The organism is Paraburkholderia gardini (genome assembly GCF_907164545.1).
Classification (GTDB): Bacteria; Pseudomonadota; Gammaproteobacteria; order Burkholderiales; family Burkholderiaceae; genus Paraburkholderia; species Paraburkholderia gardini.
In genome coordinates, this window is record NZ_CAJQZB010000013.1 from 69318 (window position 1) to 93224 (window position 23907).

23 protein-coding genes are annotated in these 23907 nt (G+C 62.1%); 20 read left to right on the forward strand and 3 right to left on the reverse strand.

The genetic code is table 11. The annotated features are described in order from the left end of the window. Nucleotides 1-192 precede the first annotated feature (192 nt). The 14 genes from LPA37_RS11790 (at nt 193) to LPA37_RS11855 (ending at nt 12989) form a co-directional block, all read left to right on the forward strand. On the forward strand, nt 193-972 hold the full coding sequence (locus LPA37_RS11790) for an SDR family NAD(P)-dependent oxidoreductase (protein WP_229012631.1): 780 nt from the start codon (nt 193-195) through the stop codon (nt 970-972). 182 nt (nt 973-1154) lie between these two features. Continuing rightward, nucleotides 1155-2558, forward strand: coding sequence for an MFS transporter (locus LPA37_RS11795; protein WP_228979608.1), 1404 nt, complete (start codon nt 1155-1157; stop codon nt 2556-2558). 63 nt (nt 2559-2621) lie between these two features. Further along, nucleotides 2622-4001 (forward strand): MmgE/PrpD family protein, encoded by a 1380-nt coding sequence (locus LPA37_RS11800; RefSeq protein WP_229012632.1) that lies wholly within the window; start codon nt 2622-2624, stop codon nt 3999-4001. A gap of 69 nt (nt 4002-4070) precedes the next feature. Next, nucleotides 4071-4970 (forward strand): NAD(P)-dependent oxidoreductase, encoded by a 900-nt coding sequence (locus LPA37_RS11805; RefSeq protein ID WP_228979604.1) that lies wholly within the window; start codon nt 4071-4073, stop codon nt 4968-4970. A 60-nt stretch (nt 4971-5030) separates the two neighbouring features. Further along, on the forward strand, nt 5031-5357 hold the full coding sequence (locus LPA37_RS11810; RefSeq protein ID WP_228979602.1) for an NIPSNAP family protein: 327 nt from the start codon (nt 5031-5033) through the stop codon (nt 5355-5357). Nucleotides 5358-5387: 30 nt separating this feature from the next. Then, entirely contained in the window at nt 5388-6818 is a 1431-nt protein-coding gene (locus LPA37_RS11815; protein ID WP_229012633.1) for an aldehyde dehydrogenase family protein, read from the forward strand. Between the two features lie 112 nt (nt 6819-6930). Continuing rightward, the gene (locus tag LPA37_RS11820) at nt 6931-7326 is read left to right on the forward strand and encodes a carboxymuconolactone decarboxylase family protein (RefSeq protein WP_228979599.1); all 396 of its coding nucleotides are present in this window, start codon (nt 6931-6933) and stop codon (nt 7324-7326) included. Between the two features lie 70 nt (nt 7327-7396). Further along, on the forward strand, nt 7397-8746 hold the full coding sequence (locus LPA37_RS11825) for an MFS transporter (RefSeq protein ID WP_228979596.1): 1350 nt from the start codon (nt 7397-7399) through the stop codon (nt 8744-8746). Between the two features lie 42 nt (nt 8747-8788). Beyond that, a complete protein-coding gene (locus LPA37_RS11830; protein WP_229012634.1) occupies nt 8789-9706 on the forward strand; it encodes an NAD(P)-dependent oxidoreductase in 918 nt (305 codons plus the stop codon). Then, nucleotides 9703-10095: a cupin domain-containing protein gene (locus LPA37_RS11835; RefSeq protein ID WP_229012635.1), complete on the forward strand. Its 393-nt coding sequence runs from the start codon at nt 9703-9705 to the stop codon at nt 10093-10095. Before LPA37_RS11830 ends, LPA37_RS11835 begins: the two co-directional genes overlap by 4 nt. A gap of 101 nt (nt 10096-10196) precedes the next feature. Further along, entirely contained in the window at nt 10197-10985 is a 789-nt protein-coding gene (locus tag LPA37_RS11840; protein WP_228979590.1) for a carboxymuconolactone decarboxylase family protein, read from the forward strand. 93 nt (nt 10986-11078) lie between these two features. Further along, nucleotides 11079-11822, forward strand: coding sequence for a 2,3-bisphosphoglycerate-dependent phosphoglycerate mutase (locus tag LPA37_RS11845; RefSeq protein WP_229012636.1), 744 nt, complete (start codon nt 11079-11081; stop codon nt 11820-11822). Nucleotides 11823-11909: 87 nt separating this feature from the next. Then, nucleotides 11910-12596, forward strand: a complete 687-nt coding sequence (locus LPA37_RS11850) for a GntR family transcriptional regulator (protein ID WP_228979585.1) — start codon at nt 11910-11912, stop codon at nt 12594-12596. Between the two features lie 9 nt (nt 12597-12605). Next, a complete protein-coding gene (locus LPA37_RS11855; RefSeq protein WP_229012637.1) occupies nt 12606-12989 on the forward strand; it encodes a hypothetical protein in 384 nt (127 codons plus the stop codon). A gap of 64 nt (nt 12990-13053) precedes the next feature. Here the strand turns inward: LPA37_RS11855 and LPA37_RS11860 are convergent, their stop codons facing one another. After that, nucleotides 13054-14364, reverse strand: coding sequence for an MFS transporter (locus LPA37_RS11860; protein ID WP_229012638.1), 1311 nt, complete (start codon nt 14362-14364; stop codon nt 13054-13056). Nucleotides 14365-14461: 97 nt separating this feature from the next. Next, nucleotides 14462-15583: a tartrate dehydrogenase gene (locus LPA37_RS11865; protein ID WP_229012639.1), complete on the reverse strand. Its 1122-nt coding sequence runs from the start codon at nt 15581-15583 to the stop codon at nt 14462-14464. A gap of 109 nt (nt 15584-15692) precedes the next feature. Here LPA37_RS11865 and LPA37_RS11870 point away from each other — a divergent pair, with 109 nt between their 5' ends. Beyond that, complete coding sequence (locus tag LPA37_RS11870) at nt 15693-16616, forward strand: LysR substrate-binding domain-containing protein (RefSeq protein WP_229012659.1); 924 nt, start codon at nt 15693-15695, stop codon at nt 16614-16616. Between the two features lie 418 nt (nt 16617-17034). On the opposite strand, the gene LPA37_RS11875 is transcribed toward LPA37_RS11870, so the two are convergent. Beyond that, nucleotides 17035-17328 (reverse strand): BON domain-containing protein, encoded by a 294-nt coding sequence (locus LPA37_RS11875; RefSeq protein ID WP_228979581.1) that lies wholly within the window; start codon nt 17326-17328, stop codon nt 17035-17037. A 770-nt stretch (nt 17329-18098) separates the two neighbouring features. Between LPA37_RS11875 and LPA37_RS11880 the strand changes: the two genes are divergently transcribed. The 5 genes from LPA37_RS11880 (at nt 18099) to LPA37_RS11900 (ending at nt 23873) form a co-directional block, all read left to right on the forward strand. Next, complete coding sequence (locus LPA37_RS11880) at nt 18099-19250, forward strand: porin (protein ID WP_228979579.1); 1152 nt, start codon at nt 18099-18101, stop codon at nt 19248-19250. Nucleotides 19251-19446: 196 nt separating this feature from the next. Continuing rightward, on the forward strand, nt 19447-20499 hold the full coding sequence (locus LPA37_RS11885; protein WP_229012640.1) for a LacI family DNA-binding transcriptional regulator: 1053 nt from the start codon (nt 19447-19449) through the stop codon (nt 20497-20499). Between the two features lie 180 nt (nt 20500-20679). Next, the gene (locus tag LPA37_RS11890; RefSeq protein ID WP_229012641.1) at nt 20680-21927 is read left to right on the forward strand and encodes an ABC transporter substrate-binding protein; all 1248 of its coding nucleotides are present in this window, start codon (nt 20680-20682) and stop codon (nt 21925-21927) included. Between the two features lie 93 nt (nt 21928-22020). Beyond that, entirely contained in the window at nt 22021-23046 is a 1026-nt protein-coding gene (locus LPA37_RS11895) for a carbohydrate ABC transporter permease (RefSeq protein ID WP_229012642.1), read from the forward strand. Continuing rightward, the gene (locus LPA37_RS11900; protein ID WP_228979565.1) at nt 23043-23873 is read left to right on the forward strand and encodes a carbohydrate ABC transporter permease; all 831 of its coding nucleotides are present in this window, start codon (nt 23043-23045) and stop codon (nt 23871-23873) included. The genes LPA37_RS11895 and LPA37_RS11900 overlap by 4 nt, the downstream gene beginning before the upstream one ends. Nucleotides 23874-23907: the final 34 nt, after the last annotated feature.

A 23907-nucleotide genomic window follows, 5' to 3' on the forward strand; every position in this document is an offset into this window, starting at 1 on the left:
TCCTTGCTATCTCCTGGTTCTCGCAACTACCTATGTTGCAGCCGCTAGTCTTTTCAGATAAGTTAGCGCTATCATAGATAACGTGAGAGACTTTCCGCGAAAGCGCGCGATGCGCAGAGGCGATCGCGGCAAGACCGTCAACCGCCAGCGCCCTTTTTCAGGGCGGCGTCAGTCAACAGGGAAAATTGCAGAATGAAGGGAAAGACCGCGCTCGTTACAGGTTCCTCGCACGGACTGGGCTTTGCGATGGCCGATGCGCTTGCGCGCGCCGGATATCACGTCGTGTTGCACGGGCTCGAACCGTCATCCGACGTGGAGTCGGCGCGAGCCGCGTTCGAAGCGCGTCATGGACAGCAGACGCACTATCTGCAGGCGGACCTTGCCGGGGCGCGCGCGGTCGAACAGCTTGTCTTCGATACGATCCAGCGCGTTGGCCCGATCGACGTGTTGATCAATAACGCGGTGGTCCGGCATTTCGCGCCGATTGAATCGTTTCCCGCCGACATGTGGGACCGCGCGCTCGCGGTGAACCTGAGCGCCGCGTTCCATGCGATCCGCCTCGCGCTGCCGGGCATGCGCGAGCGCGGCTGGGGACGCATCTTTAACATGACCTCGGTCTATGGCGTGCGTGGCACGGCGAACCGCGTGGACTACGTGACCACCAAATCCGCTCTGCTGGGCCTGACACGCGCGGTAGCCGCCGAAACGTTGGGGCAGGGCATCACCTGCAATGCGATTTGCCCCGGTGCGGTTCACACGCCGACCAGCGAGGACCGCATTCAGTCACTAATGGAAGCCAGAGGGCTGGATCGCGAGCCCGCAATCAAGGCATTTCTCGCCGGCAAACAACCCACGGGGCGCTTCGTCGAAGCCGCGCATATCGCTGAACTCGTGGTGTTCATGTGCGGCGCCGCGGCCGGCGAAATAACGGGGGCGATGTTGCCGCTCGAGGGCGGCTGGCTTGCGACCTGAATGAAAGGACCGGCGGCCGGGATATCCCTGACGCGCCACATCGCGAAGAAACACTCGACGGAGACCAATAACGTCTTGCCAGATTGTATGACAGGCATATAATCGTATTCATTGATAGCGCTCCCATAACCGCGAGTCGCCGAACTACGAACGCATCAAGAAAAATCGCCGGAGACAGCCTTATGCAGAGCGAAGCGAGCATCGGATTCCGACTGGACAGGTTGCCACTGTCCGGTTATCACTGGCGGCTGCTTGGCCTGATCGCCGCTGGCATGTATTTCGATTCGTTCGATATCTACATCGCGGGCACGGTGCTTGCAGCGATGATCCACAACGGCGAATCGACGCTCAAGCTGAACGCGATGTTCGTCTCCGTCACATTCCTCGGCATGATGGCGGGTGCCTGGTTGTCCGGGCTGCTGGGCGACCGTTTCGGCCGGCGTTTTTCCTACCAGTTCAATCTGGGCATCTACGGTTTTGCATCGATCGCCGCGGCACTCGCGCCGTCGATCTACTGGCTGATCTTCTTTCGCCTCGTGATGGGCATTGGCATGGGCGCCGAAATCGTGGTCGGCTACGGCACGCTGAGCGAGTTCATTCCCGCCCGGTGGCGCGGCCGTTTCGGCACGATCCTCAATCTGGTCATCAACACGTCGCTGTTCCTGTCGACCTTCCTCGGCTGGCTGATCGTGCCGCAATACGGCTGGCGCTGGATGTTCGCGATTGCCGGCTGCGGCGCGCTCTTCGTCTGGTTCCTGCGCAAGTCGATGCCTGAATCGCCGCGCTGGCTGGCGGCGCGCAATCGCGGCGACGAAGCGAACCAGATTGTGTCGCGTATCGAGGCCGCATGCGGTGTCGATTCCACCACCGCCATCGCCGCCGCCGCGCAGCAGCCTGCCCGTGCGAGCACGGCCGGCAAGGGAAGACTCGCCGATCTGTTCTCGAGTCGCCTGCGTATCCGCACGATCATCGGGATCACGGTGCTGGTCGCACTCTTCACAGTCAATTACGCGTTCGTCAGCTGGATTCCGACGTTTCTCGTCAAGCAGGGTCACAGCGTATCGAACTCGCTTGGCATCACTGCGATCATGTTCGCGGGTGGGCCGATCGGTTCGCTGATCGCGTTCGCGCTTGCCGAACACGTCGGCCGCAAATGGGGCATCGTGCTGTTTTCGCTGATCTGTGCCGGCTTTGGCATCGCATATCCGTTCGCGCAGTCGGCAGTGGCGATCACGGCGCTCGGTTTTGCGATTACCTGCTGCATCTATGTGCTGTCCTCGTTCAGCGTGGCGACGTATGTCCCCGAACTGTTTCCAACCGACTTGCGCCTGCGCGGCTCGGGCGTGTCGAACACGGTGGGTCGCGCGGTCAGTATCGTGGTGCCGTATGTGGTCGCGGCGGCGTTCACCGGCTTCGGCATCACGGGCGTGCTGACGCTGATCGTCGGAACGTTGCTGCTGCAGGCGCTGATCGTCGGCGTACTGGGCCCGGAGACCAGGAACCGTTCGCTCGAGGCAATCGCCGCCGAGGCGGCGGGCGAACCGGGCTGCACGCTCGAACATGATGCTGCCGCGGCGGCGAAGTAATGCGATCTGCCTCACGCGACATGACAGAACGGCAAAAGGGAATAACGAGGGAAATCGCCCGACATGACATTGCCCGCTGAAAACCATCGAACTCACGAAGCCGCCGGCCTGACGCGACGGCTCGCGGATTTCGTCGAGCGCACACGCTGGGCCGATGTGCCCGCCGTGGTGCGTCACGAGGCGAAGCGTTCGCTGGTCAATTACTTTGCCGTCGCGTTGGCCGGTTGCTCGGATCCAGCCATCGACAAGGCCGTCAGCGTGTACGACCGCTTTCGCGCCGGCGACGACGCAGGCGTGATCGGCCGCCGCGAACGCACCGACATCCTGAACGGCGCGGCGCTCAACGCGATGAGCGCCAACGTCTTCGATTTCGACGACACGCATCTGCCCACCATCATCCATCCGACCGCACCGGTCGCCGCTGCGTTGTTCGCGCTCGCCGAAGCGCGGCAATTGAGCGGCGAGGCGCTGCTGCTTGCGTTCGTCGTGGGCGTTGAAGTGGAGTGCCGGATCGGCAACGCGGTGTCGCCGGAACACTATCAGCGCGGCTGGCACATCACGTCGACGTGTGGTGTGTTCGGCGCGGCCGCCGCGGTCGCGAAGGCCGTGGGACTCGACGCGCAGCACATCGTCTGGGCGTTGGGCAATGCGTCCGCGCAGGCATCGGGTCTCGTCGAGACGCTCGGCACGATGTCGAAGAGCATCAGCGTCGGCAACGCTGCGCGTAACGGCTTGCTGTCGGCGCTGCTCGCGGCGGATGGATTTTCCGGGCCCGACGCGCCGCTCGAAGGCGAACGTGGCTTTCTGCGTGTCACCGCACAACGGCCCGATTTCAGTGCGATCAGCGAAGGGCCAGGCCGTGAATGGGCGCTGCTGTCGAATACCTACAAGCCGTATCCATGTGGCGTCGTGCTCAATCCGGTGATTGACGCATGCCTCGATCTGCGCCGCGATGCACGGTGGCGCTTCGACGAGATCGAGCGTGTCGAACTCACGGGTCATCCGTTGCTGCGTGAACGGACCGACCGGCCTGGCATCCGCTCCGGACGCGAATCGCAGGTCAGCGCGCAGCACGCGGTTGCGGTGACGCTTGCGCGCGGCAAGGCCAGTCTCGCGGAATTCAGCGACGCTGCCGTGGCCGATCCGTCGCTGCGCGCGTTTGCCAGCCGTCTGCGCTTTATCGACGACGCCTCGTGGCCCGTCGAGTCCGCGCAGGTGACGATCGTGTTGCACTCGGGCGAACGCGTGTCACGTCGCGTGCAGGCTGCCCGTGGCAGCCTTGCCGCGCCGCCCGGCGATGTGGAGCTGGCTGCGAAGCTGCGTGAGCTGGCGGCGTATGGCCGCTCGGGCGTCGATCCGCAGGCACTGCTCGATGTGCTTTGGCAGCTGGATCATGAGCCTGACAGCGCCGCACCGATGCGCGCCGCGCGTCGGGTGGCCTGACAGCCGGCGCATGATGGCGAACAGATAGCGAAGTTATTGCAAGCAGTTTTTCAGACGCGTGAGGGAGTTATGTCGGAAAGTCAGAAAATCGGTTTTATCGGTGTGGGCGTGATGGGGCGTCCGATGGCGCGCCGTCTCATCGAAGCGGGGCACGCGCTGGTCGTGTTCGATCGCGACGAAGCGGCGCTCGCGGAACTGTCGGCGCTCGGCGCGAGAGCAGCGAAGTCGGTGCGCGAAGTGGCGGACACGGCGCGCATCATCTTCACGAGCCTGCCGACGCCCGCAGTGTTCAGGCAGGTTGCGACTGGTGACGACGGTATCGTTAGCGGCAGCGCCGTGAAGATTCTCGTCGATCTGTCGACTGTCGGCTCGCGTACCGAAAAGGAAGTGGCGGCCAGCCTGCTCGCGAAAGGCATCGAGACGGTCGATGCGCCCGTCAGCGGTGGCGCCGCGGGCGCACAGAAGGGCACGCTGGCAATCATGGCGGCCGGCAAGCCTGCCGCGGTCGACGAGATCCGTGGCCTGTTCGAGGTGCTCGGCAAGGTCTTCGTCGTCGGTGACGAGGCAGGGCAGGGGCAATTGCTGAAACTGCTGAACAACATGCTTTCGTCGACGGCCTTCGCCATTACGTCCGAGGCATTCGTCGCGGGCGTGAAAGGCGGGCTCGATCCTGAAGTCATGATGTCGGTGTTCAACGCCGGCAGTGGCAAGAACGGCGCGACGCTCGACAAGTTTCCCAAACAGGTGCTGACGCGCACGTTCGACTTCGGCTTTCCGATCGGCAGCGTCTGCAAGGACATCGGCCTCGCGGTCGACGAATGCCAGGCGCTCGGCGTGCCCATGTGGGTCGGCAACGCCGCGCGCCAGGTCTGGAACTACGCGGCGATGCAGGACGGCACGCGGCGTGACATGACCGAACTCGTCGAATACGTCGAGAACTGGTCGTCGGGCAAGGGTCCGGCCGTCTGATCAATCAACCGGCTGTTCGCGACGCACGCCGTCGCGTTGATGCCCTCGCAGGAGAACAACATGATCGTCGAATTGCGCATCTATCACTGTGCCCCCACTCGCCTGCCGGCGCTGCTGGACCGTTTCACGAGCACCACGCTCGGCTTCTTCGAGAAGCACGGCATCCAGCAGATCGGTTTCTGGACCACGCTGATCGGGCCGAGCAATCACGCGCTCACCTACATGCTGAAGTGGGAAAGCCTCGCTGAACGCGAGCAGAAGTGGAATGCATTCCAGGCAGACGCCGACTGGATCACGAAGCGCGCGGCGACCGAAGCGGACAGGCCGATCGTCGAGCGCATCGAAAACCACTTTCTGACGCCGACGGCTTTTTCGGCGTTGCGCTAGAACCCGATCCCGCATTGACTGGAGTGTGTCATGTCTCATGCAGCACAGTTCTATATCGACGGACGATGGGTCGAGCCCGTGTCCGCCACGTGGTTCGACATCGTCGATCCAGCGACAGAAACCCCATTCGAGCGGCTCGCGCTGGGCGGCGCGGAGGACGTCGATCGCGCGGTGGCCGCCGCGCGCCGCGCGTTTCCCGCGTGGTCCGGGACCGTCGTCGCTGAGCGCGTCGCGCTGTTGAAGCGCGTTCTGCAGATCTACGAGCGTCGCTACGACGAATTCGCCGAGGCGATGCGCCGCGAAATGGGCGCGCCGATCACCTTCGCGCGCAACGGCCAGGCGGTGCGCGGTCCGGCGCATCTGAACGCGCTCATCGACGTGCTCGAACGCTTCGAATTCGAGGAGCAGCGCGGCAGCACGCGAGTGGTGCTGGAACCCGTCGGCGTATGCGGACTCATCACGCCCTGGAACTGGCCCGTCAACCAGATCGTCGTGAAGATCGCGCCCGCGCTCGCGGCCGGTTGCACGATGGTGCTGAAGCCGAGCGAGTATTCGCCGCTGAGCGCACTGCTGTTCGCCGAGGTGCTTCACGAAGCCGGCGTGCCGGCCGGTGTGTTCAACCTGGTGAATGGCGACGGCCCTGGCGTGGGCGCGGCGATCGCGAGCCACCCGGACATCGACATGGTGTCGTTCACGGGCTCGACGCGTGCGGGCGTACTGGTTGCAAAGGCGGCGGCGGAGACGGTGAAGCGCGTTGCGCAGGAGCTGGGCGGCAAGTCGGCCAACATCCTGCTCGACGACGTGAACCTCGACGAGGCCGTCACGCGCGGCGTGGCGGCGTGTTTCACAAACTCGGGCCAGTCGTGCTCGATTCCGACGCGCATGCTTGTGCCGCGCCATCTGATGAACGACGCCGCGCAGATCGCAAAGCGCGCGGCGGAAGCCTATTGTGTCGGCCCGACCGACGATCCTGCGACGCAGCTCGGCCCGCTCGTCAACCGTAACCAGTTCGAACGCGTGCAGATGCTGATCCAGACGGGCATCGACGAAGGCGCGCGTCTCGTGACGGGCGGCACCGGCTTGCCGGCGGATGTCGACAGGGGCTACTACGCGCGCCCGACAATCTTCGCCGACGTCACACCGCAAATGACGATCGCGCGCGAGGAGATTTTCGGACCCGTGTTGTCGATGATCGCGTACGACACGGAAGACGAAGCGATCGGAATTGCAAACGGAACGGAGTACGGCCTCGCCGCGTACGTGCAGTCAGGCGACGTGCGGCGCGCCCGCAAGATCGGGCGTGCGTTGCGCGCGGGCGGTGTGCATCTGAACTATCCGCCGGCGGATTTCGGTGCGCCGTTCGGCGGCTACAAGCGCTCGGGCAACGGTCGCGAATGGGGTGAAGCGGGGTTGCGCGAATATCTGGAGACCAAGGCGATGGTGGGCTACGGCGCGGACTGATCCGTTCGGATCGGGTTGTCGCCGTAAAAAATTTTCCTTTTATAAATTGTCGGACAATCATCTGGTCAGGCAGTAATAGTATTGACGGATATGAACCTGCGAGGAACGCACGATGGACAAGAGTGAACGCTTTGACAGAGGTTTTGAGAACCGCAAGGAGGTGCTTGGCGCCGCGCACGTGGAGAAATCCTGGGCGAATGCCGACGACTTCAACAGGCCGATGCAGAAATTCGTCACTGAAAGTTGCTGGGGCGACATCTGGGGCGATACGACGCTGTCGTTCAAGACGCGCAGCATGCTGAATCTCGGCATGCTCACCGCGATGAGCCAGCACCACGAACTCTCTGTACACGTGAAGGGCGCGCTGCGCAACGGCGTGACGACCGGGGAAATCCGCGCGGTGCTGATGCAGGCCGCGGTCTACTGCGGCGCGCCGCTTGCACTGGCGGCGTTCCGCGTCGCCAGCGAAGCGATCAAGGCCTACGAGGCGGAGACTTCGACGGCCTGAATACGCCATCCGCAGCGTACGGAGAGATATGCACCGCTGCGCGGTGCGCACAACGAACTGGAGACACACGATGAAGGCATTGACTGCAGATGAGGTCGTAAGGTCGGAGGGCGAGCAGTCGGTTGAAACGAAGAGACGCAACGCGATCAAGGGCGCGTTCTTCTCTGAGTTCATCGACATGTTCGATATTTACCTGCCAGTGGTGGTGCTGTCACCGGTGCTGGCGTTTTTCCAGCCGGCGCATCTGTCGAGAGGGATGGAGACGATTCTGGCGTCGCTGGTGTTCATCACGACACTGCTCGGCCGGCCGGTCGGCGCGCTGCTGTTCGGCATGGTGGCCGATCGCATTGGACGCCGCAAGGCGTCGATCTGGTCGGTGTCGGGCTTCGGCGTCGTCACGTTGCTGATCGCGCTGCTGCCCGGCTACGAGAGTATCGGGATCATGTCGTACTGGCTGCTGGTGCTGCTGCGTTTCGTCGACGGGATTTTTCTCGGCGGTGGCTACACCGGTGCGATGCCGCTCGCGATCGAGTATTCGAAGAAGGAACAGCGCGGCTTCGTGGGCGGTTTCATCATCGCCGGTTTTCCGGCAGCGTACGTGACGATCAATCTCATCGCGATGCTGATGTTCGCGCTCTTTCCGCTGAACGGCACGCATTCACCCTATGCGCAATGGGGCTGGCGTATTCCGTTCGTGCTCGGCGCGGTGCTGGCCGGCGCGCTCGCGATGTACTACGTGCGCAAGGTCGCCGAATCGGAAATCTGGGAAAGCGAAACCGCCGACAAGACCGGCGCGGCGGAGAAGCTGCCGCTGTCGGACCTGATTCGCGGCAAAAGCGGACGCAATCTGCTGCAGGTGCTGGTGATGATGACGGGCTTCTGGCTCACGCAGAACATCATCACGATTTTCCTGCCGACCGGTCTTCTGGTTCGCCAGCTCCATCTGACCGGCTTTCAGATGACGTCGACGCTGATGCTCACGTACTTCGTGCTGTTCTTCACCTATATCGGCTCCGGGATGATCGCGCAGAAGATCGGGCGGCGGCGGTTCTTTGCGATCGTCGGCCCGCTGATCGCCACGGTGGGCGCCGCGCTGCTGTATGTGCTCGCCAACGTCGACGGGCTGTCGCTGCCGGCCATCATGTTCATCGTCTGTGTGCTCGCCGTGCTGGTGACATCGCCGTGGGGCGTGATCGTCACGTACATCAACGAACGCTTCGTGACCGACGTGCGCGCGACGGGATTCGGCGTGGGTTTCAGTCTCTCGGTGATCATTCCGTCGTTCTACGCGTTCTATATGAACTGGTTGAGCGCGTTCATGCCGCTCGCGCTGACGTCGGTGGTGCTGCTGTGCGTCGGCGGATTGATCGGGACGGTCGGTGCGCTGATGGGGCCCGAAACGAAGGACGTCGATTTCTAGCCGGATGGTTGTTTTTGTGATTTTCGTGGAGGAATGGGATTCATGAACAAGGAACGGATCGGTTTCATCGGTCTTGGCAACATGGGCGGCCGCATGACCCGGCGTCTCGTCGACTCGGGCATCGCGGTGCTCGGCTACGACACGGCGCCTGGGCGCATCGCGGCGGCCGGTGCGCAACCCGCCGGTACGCTGCGCGACGTGCTCGCGTATGCGGACGTCGTGATGATGTCGCTGCCGGACAGCAACGTGGTCGAAGCGGTTGTCGAGGGCGAGGGGGGGGTGCTCGCGCACTGTCGCGAAGGCCAGACGGTCGTGGATCTGAGCACGGCTGCGGCCAGTTCGACGATCCGGCTCGCGAAGCTGTTCGCCGGTCGCGGCGTTCACTATATCGATGCCGGTATTTCGGGCGGCGCCGCGGCTGCGGAGAAAGGCACGTTGACGCTGATGGTGGGCGGCGACGCCGGCGCGGTCGACGCGCTGAAGTGGGCCTTCGCGCCGATCAGCTCAAAGGTCGCGTATATGGGCGGGAGCGGGGCGGGCCACACGACGAAGCTGCTGAACAATTTCCTGAACGCCGTGAGCCTCGCGGCGAGCGCGGAGGTGATGGTGGCCGGCAAGAAAGCCGGGCTCGACCTGCATGTGCTGCTCGACGTGCTGAACAGCAGCAGCGGAGTCAACTTCGCGACGCTGAACCGCTTTCCGAAAATCGTCGACGGCGATTATCTCGAAGGCGGCCTGACCGGCAAACTGATGACGAAGGATGTCGTGCTGTACGTGGACCGCGTGCGCGAACTCGGCGTGATGTCGCTGAATGCTGCCGGTCCGCTCGCAAGCTTCGGTCTCGGCACGGCGCTCGGCTATGGCGACGTGATCAGCAATCGGGTCGTCGATGCGATCGGCGACGTGTCGGGCGGCGTGCGGCTGTTCGACGGTCAACAGAAGCAGGAGAAAAGCGCATGAAGGTCTTTCACGGCAGGGCGGACGGCGCAATGTCGGAGCGTCGCAGCGAAACGTTCTCGGGCACGGTGTGGGCCGACCCGGTGATGCCGGCGACCAGCGGCGTCACGATCAACACGGTGTTCTTCGCGCCGGGCGGCCGTACCTACTGGCACACGCATGAGCAGGGCCAGGTATTGCAGGTAACGGCTGGCAAGGGCTGGATCTGCCTTGACGGCGAGGAGCCGCAGGAGATCCGCCAGGGTGACATCGTTTTTATCGGTCCAAACGAGCGGCATTGGCACGGTGCGAGCGCCGGCAGCTACATGGTGCATATCGCGACGTCGATCGGTAAAGGGACGTGGCAGGAAGAAGTGGCTGAACGGGACTATCCGTCAGGCACTGCACGCTGATCGTGCAGGCGTCCGGTGCGCGTGATCTCGCGCGCCCGGAAGCACGTATCGATAACCGGCAATCGCGGGCGGGGCCCTCTGCTTTCAACAGGAACGATGCAATGAGTTTGACCGGACAGGAACTGCAGCAACGTGACGCGCAGCGTATCAAGGAAAAATTCGTCCGTGTACACGGCGCATGGAACGCTGCGTGGGACAGCATGTTGCGCCTCGACGCCGGCTTCGTTGACGCGTATCTCACGTTTTCCGAAGTGCCGCAGCGCAAGCGTTATCTCGATGACAAGACCCGGGAGTTCATCGCGCTCGCCGCCGATGCGTGCGCGACACAGCTTCATGCGCCGGGTGTCGCGCATCACCTGGAGCGCGCGTTGTCGTTTGGCGCGACGCGCGAGGAGTTGATGGAAGTGCTCGAACTGATCAGCACGATCGGCATTCATACGAGCAACGTTGGCGTGCCGGTACTGCTCGAAGTGCTTGAAGAGGAGGGCATGCGCGCGGGGCCGCCGCCACTTGATGAACGTCGGCTCGCACTGAAGGCGGGGTTCGAGAAGAATCGCGGCTACTGGCATCCCTCGTGGGACGGTCTGCTCGAACTCGACCCCGATCTGTTCGATGCGTATCTCGCGTTTTCATCGGTGCCGTGGCGCACGGGCCCGTTGAGCCCGAAGGTCAAGGAACTGATCTATTGCGCGTTCGACGCGTCCGCCACGCACCTGTACGTGCCGGGTCTGAAACTCCATATGCGCAACGCGCTGCATTACGGAGCAACTGCCGAAGAGATCATGGAAATGCTGGAGATCGTCAGCACGACCGGCATACACGGTGCCGAGCTTGGCGCACCGCTGCTCGAAGCCGCGCTGGCGCGAACAGAAGCGCACACCGATGCGTAACGTGACGTCGCGGTATTCGATGATGCCGGGCGAGGCCATGTTGCCCGTGCGGGCCGCCGCGATACCCGGCTACAACTAGCGAGCCATACGGACATGCCGGATCACGCTACGCTCGTTGTACTTCGCCACGGACAGTCGGTGTGGAATCATGCGAACCGCTTCACTGGCTGGACCGACGTCGGGTTGTCGGAGGCGGGCGTCGAACAGGCGCGGCGCGTTGGCGAGCAGTTGCGCGACGCGGGTTTTAACTTCGATCTGGCGGTTACGTCGGCGTTACAGCGGGCGACGGTGACGCTTCAGCACCTCGTGCACGCACTTGGCGAGCCGAATCTGCGGACGACGCGCTCGTGGCGTTTGAATGACCGGCACTACGGCGCGTTGACCGGCATGGAGAAAGCGGCGGCTGCGGCTGTGTTCGGCGTGGCGCGGGTGCGCGAATGGCGGCGTGGGTTCAATATCGCTCCGCCGCCGCTCGATCCCCCCGCACAGCGTGAATTGCTTGACGCGCTCCACGATGCGTCGATGTCGGACCTCGACACGCTGCCGCGCACCGAAAGCCTGCGCGATACGCTGGTGCGCGTACTGCCGTTGTGGGAGGAATGCGTGGCGCCGGCTCTGCAAAATGGGGAGTCGGTGCTGATGGTTGCTCACGGGAATTCACTGCGTGCGTTGTTCAAGCATCTGGACGATATCGACGACGTGGCGATTGCGTCAATCGAGGTCGCGCACGCCCAGCCGCTGGTGTTGACGTTCGATGCGACGCTTCGCATCACATCGCGCACGCCGCTCGACAAGTGGCAGATTATTCGAGCAAAAAACGCGGGCAATGTGTGTTGAGGGCTTGATCCAGACGGCTGGAGACTCAGAAAACGGTCCGCGATGAAGTATCATGAACGCCATATCTTGTCGGACAGGAAGACAATAATGCTAGCTGATATTGGCGTGGTGCGACCTGAGACACTGCGTCATCAAGTCGAAAATGTGTTGCGGCAGGCCATCGTGACCGGACGTTTCGCGCCGGGCGCACGGCTTATCGAGCGCGAACTGTGTGAGACGCTGGGCGTGAGCCGCACGTCGATACGGGAGGCGTTGCGCAAGCTCGAGGCCGAGAAGCTGGTGCGCAACGTGCCGCACAGGGGGCCGATTGTTGCCGTGATGTCGAAAAAGGAAGCGAGCGAACTCTACGCGCTGCGAGGCTTGCTCGAAGGCTTTGCCGCGCATGAATTCGCGCGGCTGGCGAGCGATGCGGCGATTGTCCTGTTCGGCGAAAAGGTGAAGGCGTTGCGTGTCGAGGCGATGGCGCAGAATCAGGCCGGTGTGCTGGGAGCGAAGACCGCGCTATACGATGTGCTCCTCGATAACTGCGGCAATGCGCTGGTAAAGGAAGTCCTGACGAGCCTGTATTCGCGCGTTAACCTGTTGCGGACGACGTCGTTGATGCATCCGGACCGGTTGCCCACCAGCCTGCGTGAAATCGACAGGTTGTATAAAGCGCTCAAGGCACGCGACGCCCAGGCAGCGCAGGAGCTTGCGAGCCTGCATGTTGCGAATGCGGAGAAGGCGGCGTTGCGGATGCTGGAGCAGGCGGGAGCGGAAAAGGTCGAGCTGTAGGTTCGCCCGATGCCATCCACCATTCGCAACTCGCTCGTCTGGATCTTCGAGGCATTCGAGCGGGAGGCCACCTACATTCGCAAGCCGATGTTCGGCTGCGAAGCCGCCTATGTCGACGGCCTGTTATGTCTGGTCGCGGCCGATCGCGACGAGCCCTGGAGTGGCCTGCTGGTGTGCACGTCGCGAGAGCGCCATGCGGCGCTCATCGAGGAAATGCCCGCCTTGCGGCCGCATCCTGTCCTTGGAAAATGGCTATATGTACCGCAAGCCGATCCTGCGTTTGAAGACATCGCGGAAAGGATGACGTCGCTCGTGCTTGCGCGCGACTGGCGTGTCGGTGTCGAGCCAAAGCCACGCCGACGTGGCGGAAAATCTCCGCTTCCGAAGGCATAAGGCATCATTGACGGGCGTGAACGGACACCCAGCGCAAGAGACCCGGCGAGCTACGGGAATCCCCTCAGTGCCCGTGTCGCTCTTCGACCGCGACCGGAGTCTGTTTCGATTGCCGGCTCAGCATCAGCGTGACGATCGCGGACACGGCCAGCGTCGCACCGACTACGTACAGGCCCGCTGAATAACCGCCCGTAACGTTCTTGAGCCATCCGATCGCGAATGGACCGACGAAGCCGCCCAGATTGCCGACCGAATTGATCATCGCGATTCCCGCAGCCGCACCGGCGCCTGACAGGAACATGCTGGGCATCGCCCACAATGGCGCCTTGGCCGCGCTGATCCCGATGTTCACGATCACGAGCGCCAGGATGATCATCAACGCTGTAGTCGCGTTACCGGCAAAGACGAATCCGAGGCACGCCACCACACAGGGAATGACAACGTGCCACGTGCGCTCTTCCGTGCGGTCCGAATGCCTTGCCCACACGATCATCGGGATCACGGCAAGGATGCTCGGTACGCCTGCCAGCAGACCCGTTTCGAACAAACCGAACCCATACTGGCGAATGATCAGCGGCGCCCACAATCCGAGTGTGTACAGTCCCGCCGACGTGCCAAAGTAGATGAGTGCGAGCGCGAGCACGCGTGGATCGCGCAACGCGCTTAGCGCACCGGCGGTGTGGCCGGAATGCGACTGCCTGGCCTCCGCTTCCATTTTCATCTTCGCGATCAGCCATGCGCGCTCTTCCGGTTGAAGCCACTGCGCTTTAGCCGGCGTGTCCGTCAGGTACTTCAGTACAAAGAAGCCCAGAATGATCGCCGGCACCGCTTCGAGAATGTAGAGCAGTTGCCAGTCGGCAAGTCCGGCGACCGGAGGCAGTTTCATGATCGCGCCGGAGAGCGGCGAGCCGATCGCGGTCGAGATCGGCGCGGCTGCCATGAACCATGCCGCTGCGGCCGCACGCTGACGCAACGGAAACCACAGGCTCAGATAGAGGATGATGCCGGGGAAGAAGCCTGCTTCGGCGACACCCAGGATAAAGCGCAGCGCGTAGAAGCTGCTCGGGCCGACGACGAAAGCCGACGCGAACGACACGATTCCCCATGACACCATCACACGGGCAATCCACCGGCGCGCACCGACCTTGTGAAGAATCAGGTTCGACGGCACTTCGAACAGGAAGTAGCCGATAAAGAACAGTCCGCCGCCAAGACCGAAGGCCGTCGGCGAGAGACCGATGGCCTTGTTCATCGACAGCGCGGCAAATCCCACGTTGACGCGGTCGAGAAAGCTCACGAAATACAGGAGCATCACAAACGGGATGATCCGCAGCATGAGCTTGCGGGAAACCCGGCTTTCGAGTTCGGAAATCATTGTCTCCTCCTTGTATGCGCCGTGTCCGGAACGAGCCGGGCCACGGCCGCCCGGGCCGGGCGTGCAGAGCAGGCTTGTGCGGAGCCGCTCAAGCGGCTTAAGCCGCGTCCCCCAAGGGGACTTCCTTCGGGGCGTTCGCTGTGGGCACAGCGGCTTTCTCGATGAACGCGCAGACGGCTGCCGTCACCTGCGCTGTCGTTGCCGTGCCGCCAAGGTCACGGGTGTGAAGCGAGGTATCAGCGGTCACTGCCTCGACGGCTTGCATCACGCGTTTTGCCGCATCGAATTCGCCCAGATGTTCGAGCAGCATGACAACCGACCAGAAGGTGCCGACCGGATTGGCGAGATCCTTGCCCATGATGTCGAACGCGGAACCGTGGATCGGTTCGAACATCGACGGATAGCGGCGTTCCGGATCGATGTTGCCCGTCGGCGCGATGCCGAGACTGCCGGCGAGTGCGGCGGCGAGGTCGCTGAGGATGTCGGCGTGCAGGTTGGTGGCGACGATCGTGTCGAGCGTGGCCGGACGGTTGATCATGCGGGCGGTCGATGCGTCCACCAGTTCCTTGTCCCATTTGACGTCCGGGAATTCCTTCGAGATTTCGAGGGCGATTTCGTCCCACATCACCATCGCGTGACGCTGCGCGTTGCTCTTCGTGATGACGGTCAGCAGTTTGCGCGGCCGGGATTGCGCGAGACGGAACGCGAAACGCATGATCCGCTCGACACCGGCGCGCGTCAGGATCGATACGTCCGTCGCGGCTTCGATCGGATGCCCCTGATGGACGCGGCCGCCTACGCCGGAATATTCGCCCTCTGAGTTTTCGCGGACGATGACCCAGTTCAGATCTTCCGGTTTGCAACGCTTGAGCGGCCCATCGATGCCTGGCAGGATGCGGGTCGGACGGACATTCGCGTACTGGTCGAAGCCCTGACAGATTTTCAGTCGCAGGCCCCACAGTGTGATGTGATCAGGAATGTCGGGATCGCCAGCCGAGCCGAACAGGATCGCGTCCTTGTCGCGGATTGCGTCGAGCCCGCTGGCGGGCATCATGACGCCGTGCTCGCGATAATAGTCGCCACCCCAGTCGAAGTTTTCAAATTCGAATGCGAACGACCTGGTGGTGTTTGCGAGTGCTTCGAGGACCTGCGCGCCAGCGGGTACGACTTCCTTGCCGATGCCGTCGCCGGGGATGGTTGCGATGCGATAGGTTTTCATGTCTCCGTCCTTCAGATGTCTTGGGTGTGCGTGAACTTTACCCATCTCCCGGGCGCGAAACCGGTGCTAGACTCAAAGCATCTTTAACTTGAATTCACAAGTGAAAGTCATGCGCGACACCGTCGAACCGTCTGATTTAAGTTTCTTTTCGACGCTTGCTGCATCCGGCAGCCTGAGCGCCGCCGCGCGGGAGCTGGGGCTGACGGCAGCGGCCGTCAGCAAGCATTTGACGCAGATGGAGCGTCGCGCTGGTATTGCGCTCGTCAACCGGACCACGCGGCGGATGATGCTCACGCCCGAGGGCGAGCTGTACCTCGAGCACGCGCGCCGGATCCTCGACGAGATCGACGAACTGGCCGAATTGCTGGGCACCGCGAAGAAAAATCCGAAGGGACTGCTGCGCGTGAATGCGACGCTCGGCTTTGGGCGCAGCCATGTCGCACCTGCGGTCTCGCGCTTTGTCGCGAGGTATCCGCAGGTATCGGTTCAGCTTCAGCTATCGGTCACGCCTCCGCCGCTGACGGACGATACGTTCGACGTCTGCATCCGGTTCGGCGAGCCGCCCGATACGCGGGTGGTCGCGCGTCGTCTGGCGAAGAACCGGCGGTTGCTGTGTGCCGCGCCTTCGTACATAGCGTCACGCGGGATGCCGGTGACCGCGCACGACCTGACGCGGCACAACTGCATTGGCATCCGCCAGGGTGACGAAGCCTACGGCGTGTGGCGTCTGACTTCGGGCAGGGGCGCGTCGCTTAAAACGGAGGCCGTGCGTATCAACGGGTCGCTGACGACGAACGATGGTGAAATCGCGGTGAAGTGGGCGCTCGAAGGGCACGGCATACTGATGCGGGCCGAGTGGGACATCAAGCAGTACCTCGCCGAGGGTTCACTGGTTCTGGTATTGCCCGGACACGACACGCCGAACGCCGATATCTTTGCTGTCTATTCGCAACGACACCAGATGTCCAACCGGATTCGCGCGTTTGTCGATTTCATCGCACACGATCTTCGGAGCGAAGCTGCGCAGAACTAACGGTCTCCATTGTTGCGTTGCCGACTTCGCCGAGACAAAAATGAAGACGGGGGTGAACGGGGCAAGAGGTGCTTAAGCAGTCAGGTTACTGTCGAATCAAGCGTAACCCGGACAATTTAAATGAGAAATCGAACGGCAGGTTGTGGCTAAACTTTGGTGCCAGCGCGGCCATCCAGATCAGAAGACGGCGGAAGTTAGCGGAAGTTAGCGGAAGCTAACCAAAAAGCGAATGTACTTCCGCAGACCTTTATGTCGACCACTATCAGGTCGAGGGGTTGCTTCTATCTCGACCCGGCGTCCTCCGCGCTTCTCGTCGCGAAGTTTCAAATCCGCTACATGACTATCAACGCTGCTAAAGCAGACCGATATTAGCGCGCGGCCGGTTCGAGCGCCGTCCGCGCGGCGGCTTCGTTTGATTTCAATGTCCACGAGAGAGCAGATTGTTCACCGAGGTGACGCCGTCCACCCCGTTCGCGCTCTGTTCGGCCAGCGCGACCTGCTGGCGCTCAGGTACCCATCCGATCAGTGTGACTTGTCCTGATCGTGAGAAGACGAATACGTGAGACGTATCGACGCCGCTGTGCGCAAAGGCGACGCGGACGTTATGGGCGAGTTGCGGATCGGTTGCGCCCGAACCGGTGTCGGCGTGAACCGCAGGCGCGATTGCGCTGGATATCAACACTGCGAGTGTGGAAGCAATGGCTGTTTTCACGGTACCTCTCCTTACAGATAGGCGGATGTGCCGGCGGACTCCGGCAGCAGGTCTTCCGGTCCGACTCCAGGAGGGGCCGCGGAAGTGGATGACAGAATCCCCATGCGGTTCTTGCTCGCCCATCTCTATCGATGGAGCGTCCAGGGTTTTATCTGTCGGGACGGTTGGCGGGTTTTTATCATTGCCCGGCGAAAAGCCTGCGCGTTCATCGTGCCGGAACGCGACGTAGGGCTGTCCAGCGCCTGTTGATCGATCATAGTCCCGAATGCCGGCGCGTGCTGGAAGCGTGCAGGAACAGCCGTCTGGCTGTCCCGCAAGCACCCGCCTCCCCCCCGAGACCTGGAAATTCCAGAAACGCAGAGCAAAAAATCCGGCACATGCACGTCAAGCTGAATGCCGGTCGTTGCATTTGCGCAACATCCAGATTTGATTCACACACGTACCCGAACGGTTCGATACGAGTCGCGAAACGCCAGAGAGGCGACGCATGCGTTTCCTGCAGTTTTTCAGTGTATGGATTCAAGCGGATTTGCCAGGCAGGTGACCACGACGTCATGGTCACGAAGCGCGTGCTACTTCGCCATTGAATCGTGCGCAACAGCTATGAATAACAGCGTTTTCCCTGACACGGAAGATCGATACGCAGCGCAACGGCGGTCCCTATAATCGCCTCGAAATGTGAAGCAGGCATTTCAGCAAAGCGGGGAGTGTACGGAGTCAGTACATGTCCTGAGCGGCTCGGAGACGCCAAAATTAATATAGGATATCTAATGAAAAAGACGGTTCTTGCTTTGTCAATTATGGCAGCCGCGACGGCGGCCCATGCGCAGAGCAGCGTTACGCTATACGGTCGTATCGACAATGGCTTTCAGTTCGAAAGCGGCATTCCAGGCGGTCACGCGTGGAGCGCTCAGAGTGGCGACTGGGGTTGTTCGTGGTTCGGCCTGGAGGGTGCTGAAGATCTGGGCGGCGGCACAAAGGCGGTCTTCCAGCTGGAAGGGCAACTGAACACGATGACGGGCGCTTCGGCGGGCAACCTGTTTGGCCGTCACGCTACTGTCGGCTTTACCAATGACCATTACGGCCTGTTCAAGGTGGGTAACCTCGGCGCCGGCGAACTGTCACAAGACAGTTGGGGCACGGACCCGCAGCTGATGCAGCGTTACGCCATTTCGACGCTGGTGCGCGGACGGAACTGGGCAAGTGCCAGCAACGGCGCGGAATATGACTCGCCCGTCCTGTTCGGCGGCCTTGTCTTCAAAGGACAATATTCGCTCACTAACAACACGAGCTGGAACTCGGCGCCGGTTAACTCCGCGGGCGTTCCCACCGGCCAGGGCCGTACCGATGCGCTCGAAGGTATCTATACGTTCGGCAGCGGCCACATCCGCGTGATTTATGACGAAGTCCGCGGCGCTGACGGTTCGTTCAACAACGTCTACTCGGCCTCACGTTCGATTCTGGCCGGCGGCACGTATGTCATTGGCCCGGTGAGGCTGTACGCCGGCTACCAGCATCTGAGCGCGCCCGATGCGACCAACGCGAGCATTGGCGTCAGCAACGCATCGCAGCCGGGTGGCGTGAGCGCGCCTACCGGGGTCGATCATGAGTGGCTGGGTGCCGCGTGGCAGGTGAGCGATGCCACGGCGATCACCGGTGCCGTGTTCCACGCGAACGCGAACAACGGCAACGGTAACGCAACGCTGTTCACGCTCGGTGCGACGTACGCCCTGTCCAAGCGTACGTTCCTGTACACGGAAGCGGGCTACGTGCATAACAGCTCGACGTCGAATATCAACCTCGGCAACGGCCCGTACGGCAACAACAACTACGACCCATCGACCGGCACGTCGTCCAACGGCAACCCGGACTACGGTCACAGTCAGACGGGCGTCTTCGCCGGCGTCATGACGATGTTCTAGGTTGTTGCCTGACCGGCAATCGTAGTGATCTCTGTGTTTCCAGTACTGCTTATATCTCTTTCGTAGAGAGGCCGGTGCGACGCTTCCTCCACCCTCGTCGCACTGGCTGTTTTTTCAGCGGCCCCATCCTGGATGGGTAGGGACATAGGGTTTACTCACATTTGAAAGCGCTTTCAAGGACAGTATTCTGCGGACCATGATCGAAGATGCCGCCACCCCCCCTAATGTGACACTCGAGGAAATCGCGCGGGCAGCCGGCGTTTCCCCCAGCACGGTGTCGCGCATCCTGAACGGCACGGCGCGCGTATTGCCGGCCAAGCAGAAAGCCGTGGAGCAGGCTATCGCGCGGTTCAACTATCGGCCGAACGTGCTTGCGCGCAGCCTGGCGAGCGGGAAGACCGACACGATCGGCGTGCTGACGCAAACCGTGTCCAGTCCGTTTTACGCGGAGTGGCTGCGCGGTATCGAAGACGGGCTCCAGGAGCCGGGTTTTACGCCGCTTTTCGTCAGCAGTCGCTGGAACGTAAAGGATGAAGTGTCGCGTATGGAGCAGTTCATCGCGCGCCGCGTCGACGGCGTCATCATGCTGCATAGCCAGCTCGACGAGCCATCCCTGATCGGTTACTCGCGGCATGCACCGTTGCTCGTGCTCGGCCGCTCCCTGCAAATCAGCGCCTCGCTCGCGAGCCTGGCGCTCGACAACCTGCAGGGCGCGCGTGACGCTACCCGGCACCTGCTCGAGCAGGGCCATCGCGAGATTGCTTTCATCGCCGGGCCGCCCGATCACGAGGATGCTATCGAGCGGCTGAACGGTTACCGGATGGCGCTCGAGGACGCGGGTATCGGCTTCGACGTCGATCGCGTCGAGCAGGGCGACTATCTTGAGACAGGTGGCGAGGCCGCCATGGAGCGGCTGTTTGCGCGCGGCGCATCGTTCAGCGCGGTGTTCTGCGCGAACGACCAGACTGCCTATGGCGCGCGTCTCACGCTATTTCGTCGTGGGCTGCGCGTGCCGGAGGATATCTCGCTGGTCGGTTTCGACGATTTGCCCACCTCGTCGTATATGACCCCGCCGCTGACGACGGTTCGCCAGCCGACCTATGAAATCGGCCGCCTCGCAGCTCAGGGGATCGTCCAGATGATCCGCAGGCAACCCGTCACACTGAGCCCTGTTCCGCTCACGCTCATGACCCGGGAAACCACACGGCGAATCGTACCGTCGTCCAGATCGGGAGATTCGCCCCTCTAGCCGTCAGGCCGTTCCAGAACCGATGACACCCCCACGGGGGCGTTTTTTTACTGTGTCATGAAAGCGCTTTCAAGAGACAGGGTGTAGCAAGCAGATCGTAGTCAAATCGCAAGAAAAAACCAGAGAAGCACCAGGAAGTAACCGCAAGCAATCTACAAACGGTTCAACAGGAGACGATTAATGAAATTTCGCTTTTCAGGGCCCGCGGCCGCAGTTCTGCTCAGCCTGGCAGCCACCGGCGCGCATGCCAACACCACGTTGAGGGTCGCGGTTTTTCCGAAGCTGGATCAGGAAATCAAGGACGCGATTCCCGCATGGAAGAAGCTCCATCCTGATGTCGACATCAAGGTGTCGGCACTGGCGATCGCCGACCATCACAACGCGATGACCACCGCGCTCGCGACCAGCTCCGACCTGCCCGACGTAATGGCGGTCGAAGTCGGCTTCATCGGCCGGTTCGCGGCGGGCGGCGGCCTGGAAGACCTGTCGAAGCCGCCTTACAACGCGGGCCAGTACAAGAGCCAGTTCATTCGCTATACCTTCGCGCAAGCCACCACGCAGGACGGCGTGATCGTCGGCATGCCGGCGGATATCGGCCCGGGCACGCTGTTCTATCGCAAGGACATCCTCGACAAGGCGGGCGTCACCGAAGCTGATCTGAACAGGTCGTGGGACTCGTATCTCGCTGCTGGACAGAAGATCAAGAAGGCCACGGGCGCGTACCTGATGGCGTCGTCGCGCGACATCGAAGATATCTACATTCGTGCTGATCTGAAGGAAGGCGACGGGGTGTACTTCGACAAGGCCGGCAACCCGGTTGTCACATCGGAGCGCTTCGTCAAGGCATTCCAGCTCGCGAAGAAGGCGCGCGACCTCGGTCTCGACGCGAAGATCACGCCGTGGTCGAACGAATGGGCTGAGAGCTTCAGGCGCGGCACCGTTGCAACGCAGATGATGGGCGCATGGCTCGGCGGCCATCTGTCGTCGTGGATTGCGCCGGACACGAAGGGTCTGTGGCGCGCGGCCAATCTGCCGAACAACGCGTACGCCTCTTTCGGCGGCACGTTCTACTCCATTCCGGTGAAGGCGACCCAGAAGGCGATGTCGTGGGAATTCATCAAATTCCTGACGACGCGCAAAGACACCCAGCTCGCCTCGTTCCGCTCGATCGATGCGTTCCCGGCGCTGCTCGCGGCCCAGGACGATCCGTTCTTTGCCGAGCCTGTTGCGTTCCTTGGCAATGAAAAGGCGCGCCTGATCTGGCGCGACGCAGCCGCCCATATTCCGTCGATCCAGCGCAGCAAATACGACCAGGTGGCTGAGGAAGCGGTCCACTCCGCGCTCGACAAGGTGGTCGACAGCAACGAGGACATCGGAACGGCGCTCAAGGAAGCGCAGGACGAGATCACGCATCGCATCCGGCGTTGAGGAAACAGCACGGCGCTGCCCGCGCCGTGTTGAAGTTTGCAATAGCGTAGCCGGCGTCGGTCGCCGGTTACGCCAGACTGGACGGAACTATTGATGAGCCTTTCCCTGCCCACCCCCGAGCCGGGCGTCCGCGACGCACGCGTGAGCGATGTGCGCCCGCCGCTGACGGCGCCGCGCGGAAAATCGCTGGTCAATCCAGTGAAGATCGCACCGTACCTGTTTCTCTGTCCGTTTTTTCTGCTGTTCGCGTTGTTCATCGCTTTTCCGCTGCTGTTCTCGCTGTATCTGTCGTTCCAGAGCTGGGACGCGACCGCGGGACTCGCCAGCATGAAGTGGGTGGGCCTGTCGAACTTCGCTTTCACGCTGACCGACCCGTGGTACTGGAAATCGCTCTACAACACGGCGTGGATGGCGATCATGTCCGGCTTGCCGCAACATCTCATTGCGTTGCCGCTCGCCTTTTTCCTGCAGACCGCTTTTCGCCGCTGGCGCAATTTCGTCGTCGGTCTGTACTTTCTGCCGTTCATCACGTCGAGCGTCGCAATCGCATTGATCTTCTCGTCGCTGTACTCGACGGACTACGGCATGATCAATCTCGCCATTGCCGCGATCGGCAAGTTGCCGGGCCTGCACTGGATCGTGCCGACCCATCCCGTCGAATGGCTATACAACCCGGCGAACGTCAAACCGGCGGTGTCGGTGGTGATTTTCTGGCGCTATGTCGGCTGGAATACGGTGCTGTATCTGTCGGCGCTGCAAACCATTCCGAAGGATCTGTACGAGGCCGCGAGGATCGACGGCGCTAACGGCTGGCAGCAGTTCACGCGCATCACCATCCCCCTCATCAAACCGATGATTTTCTTCGCGGTGACGCTGTCCATCATCGGTGGCCTGCAATTGTTCGAAGAGCCCTTCATCCTGCTGCCGAACGAGGGTATGGGCACGAGCCAGTCGGGTTTGACCACCGCCGTCTACATGTACCGCACGGCGTTCCACGACGGCGATTTCGGTACGGCGAGCTCGATTGCGTGGCTGCTTTTCATCACGATCGCCGCGCTGATGTGGCTCAACACACGCATCTTTCACCGCAGCGGCATGAACGAGGAGGCACAGCGATGAAACTGTCGAACAACAAGGCCCGCTATACCGGCTATGCCGTCGTGCTGGCGGGCGCGGTGCTGATGTTCTCGCCGTTTTATTTCATGTTCGTATTCGCGACGCACACCAGTTCCGAGATCTTCTCGATGCCGCCGCCGTTGTGGTTCGGCAGCGCGTTTCTGGACAACATGGCATCGCTGATGCGGCACATCCCGTTCTGGCGCAACCTCGGGTGGAGCTTCTACACGGCGACGATCCAGACCGTGCTGACGCTGCTGGTCACGTCGATGGCGGGTTATGCGTTCGCGATGTACGAGTTCCGCTTCAAGAAGGCGCTCTTCGCGGTCGCGTTGACGGCGATGCTGGTGCCGCCGTTCCTCGGCATGATTCCGACCTTCATGACGATGAACCTGCTGGGGTGGATCAATCAGCCGCGCGCGTTGTACGTGCCGGGTGCGGCCGCCGCACTCGGCGTGTTCCTGATGCGCCAGTACGTTGCGTCGGCGATTCCGTCCGATCTCATCGAGGCGGCACGCATCGACGGTTGCGGCGAATTCCGCATTTACTGGAGCGTGGTGCTGCCGCTGCTGGGACCGGCATTGGGCACGCTTGGGCTCATCAGCTTTATCCAGGCGTGGAACAACTTTCTGTCGGCACTCGTCGTGCTGCGCTCGCCATCGATGTACACGCTGCCCCTCGCGCTGCGCATCTTGCAGAGCCCGACCAATTCGGACTGGGGGGCGGTCATGGCGGGTTCGGCGGTCGCGGTGCTGCCGCTGCTCGTGCTGTTCGCCTTCACCTCTCGCCGGCTGATCGACGGTCTGACGACCGGCGCAGTCAAGGCCTGATTCTGTTCCGTTTCTCTTTTTCCAGGCCCTCGCG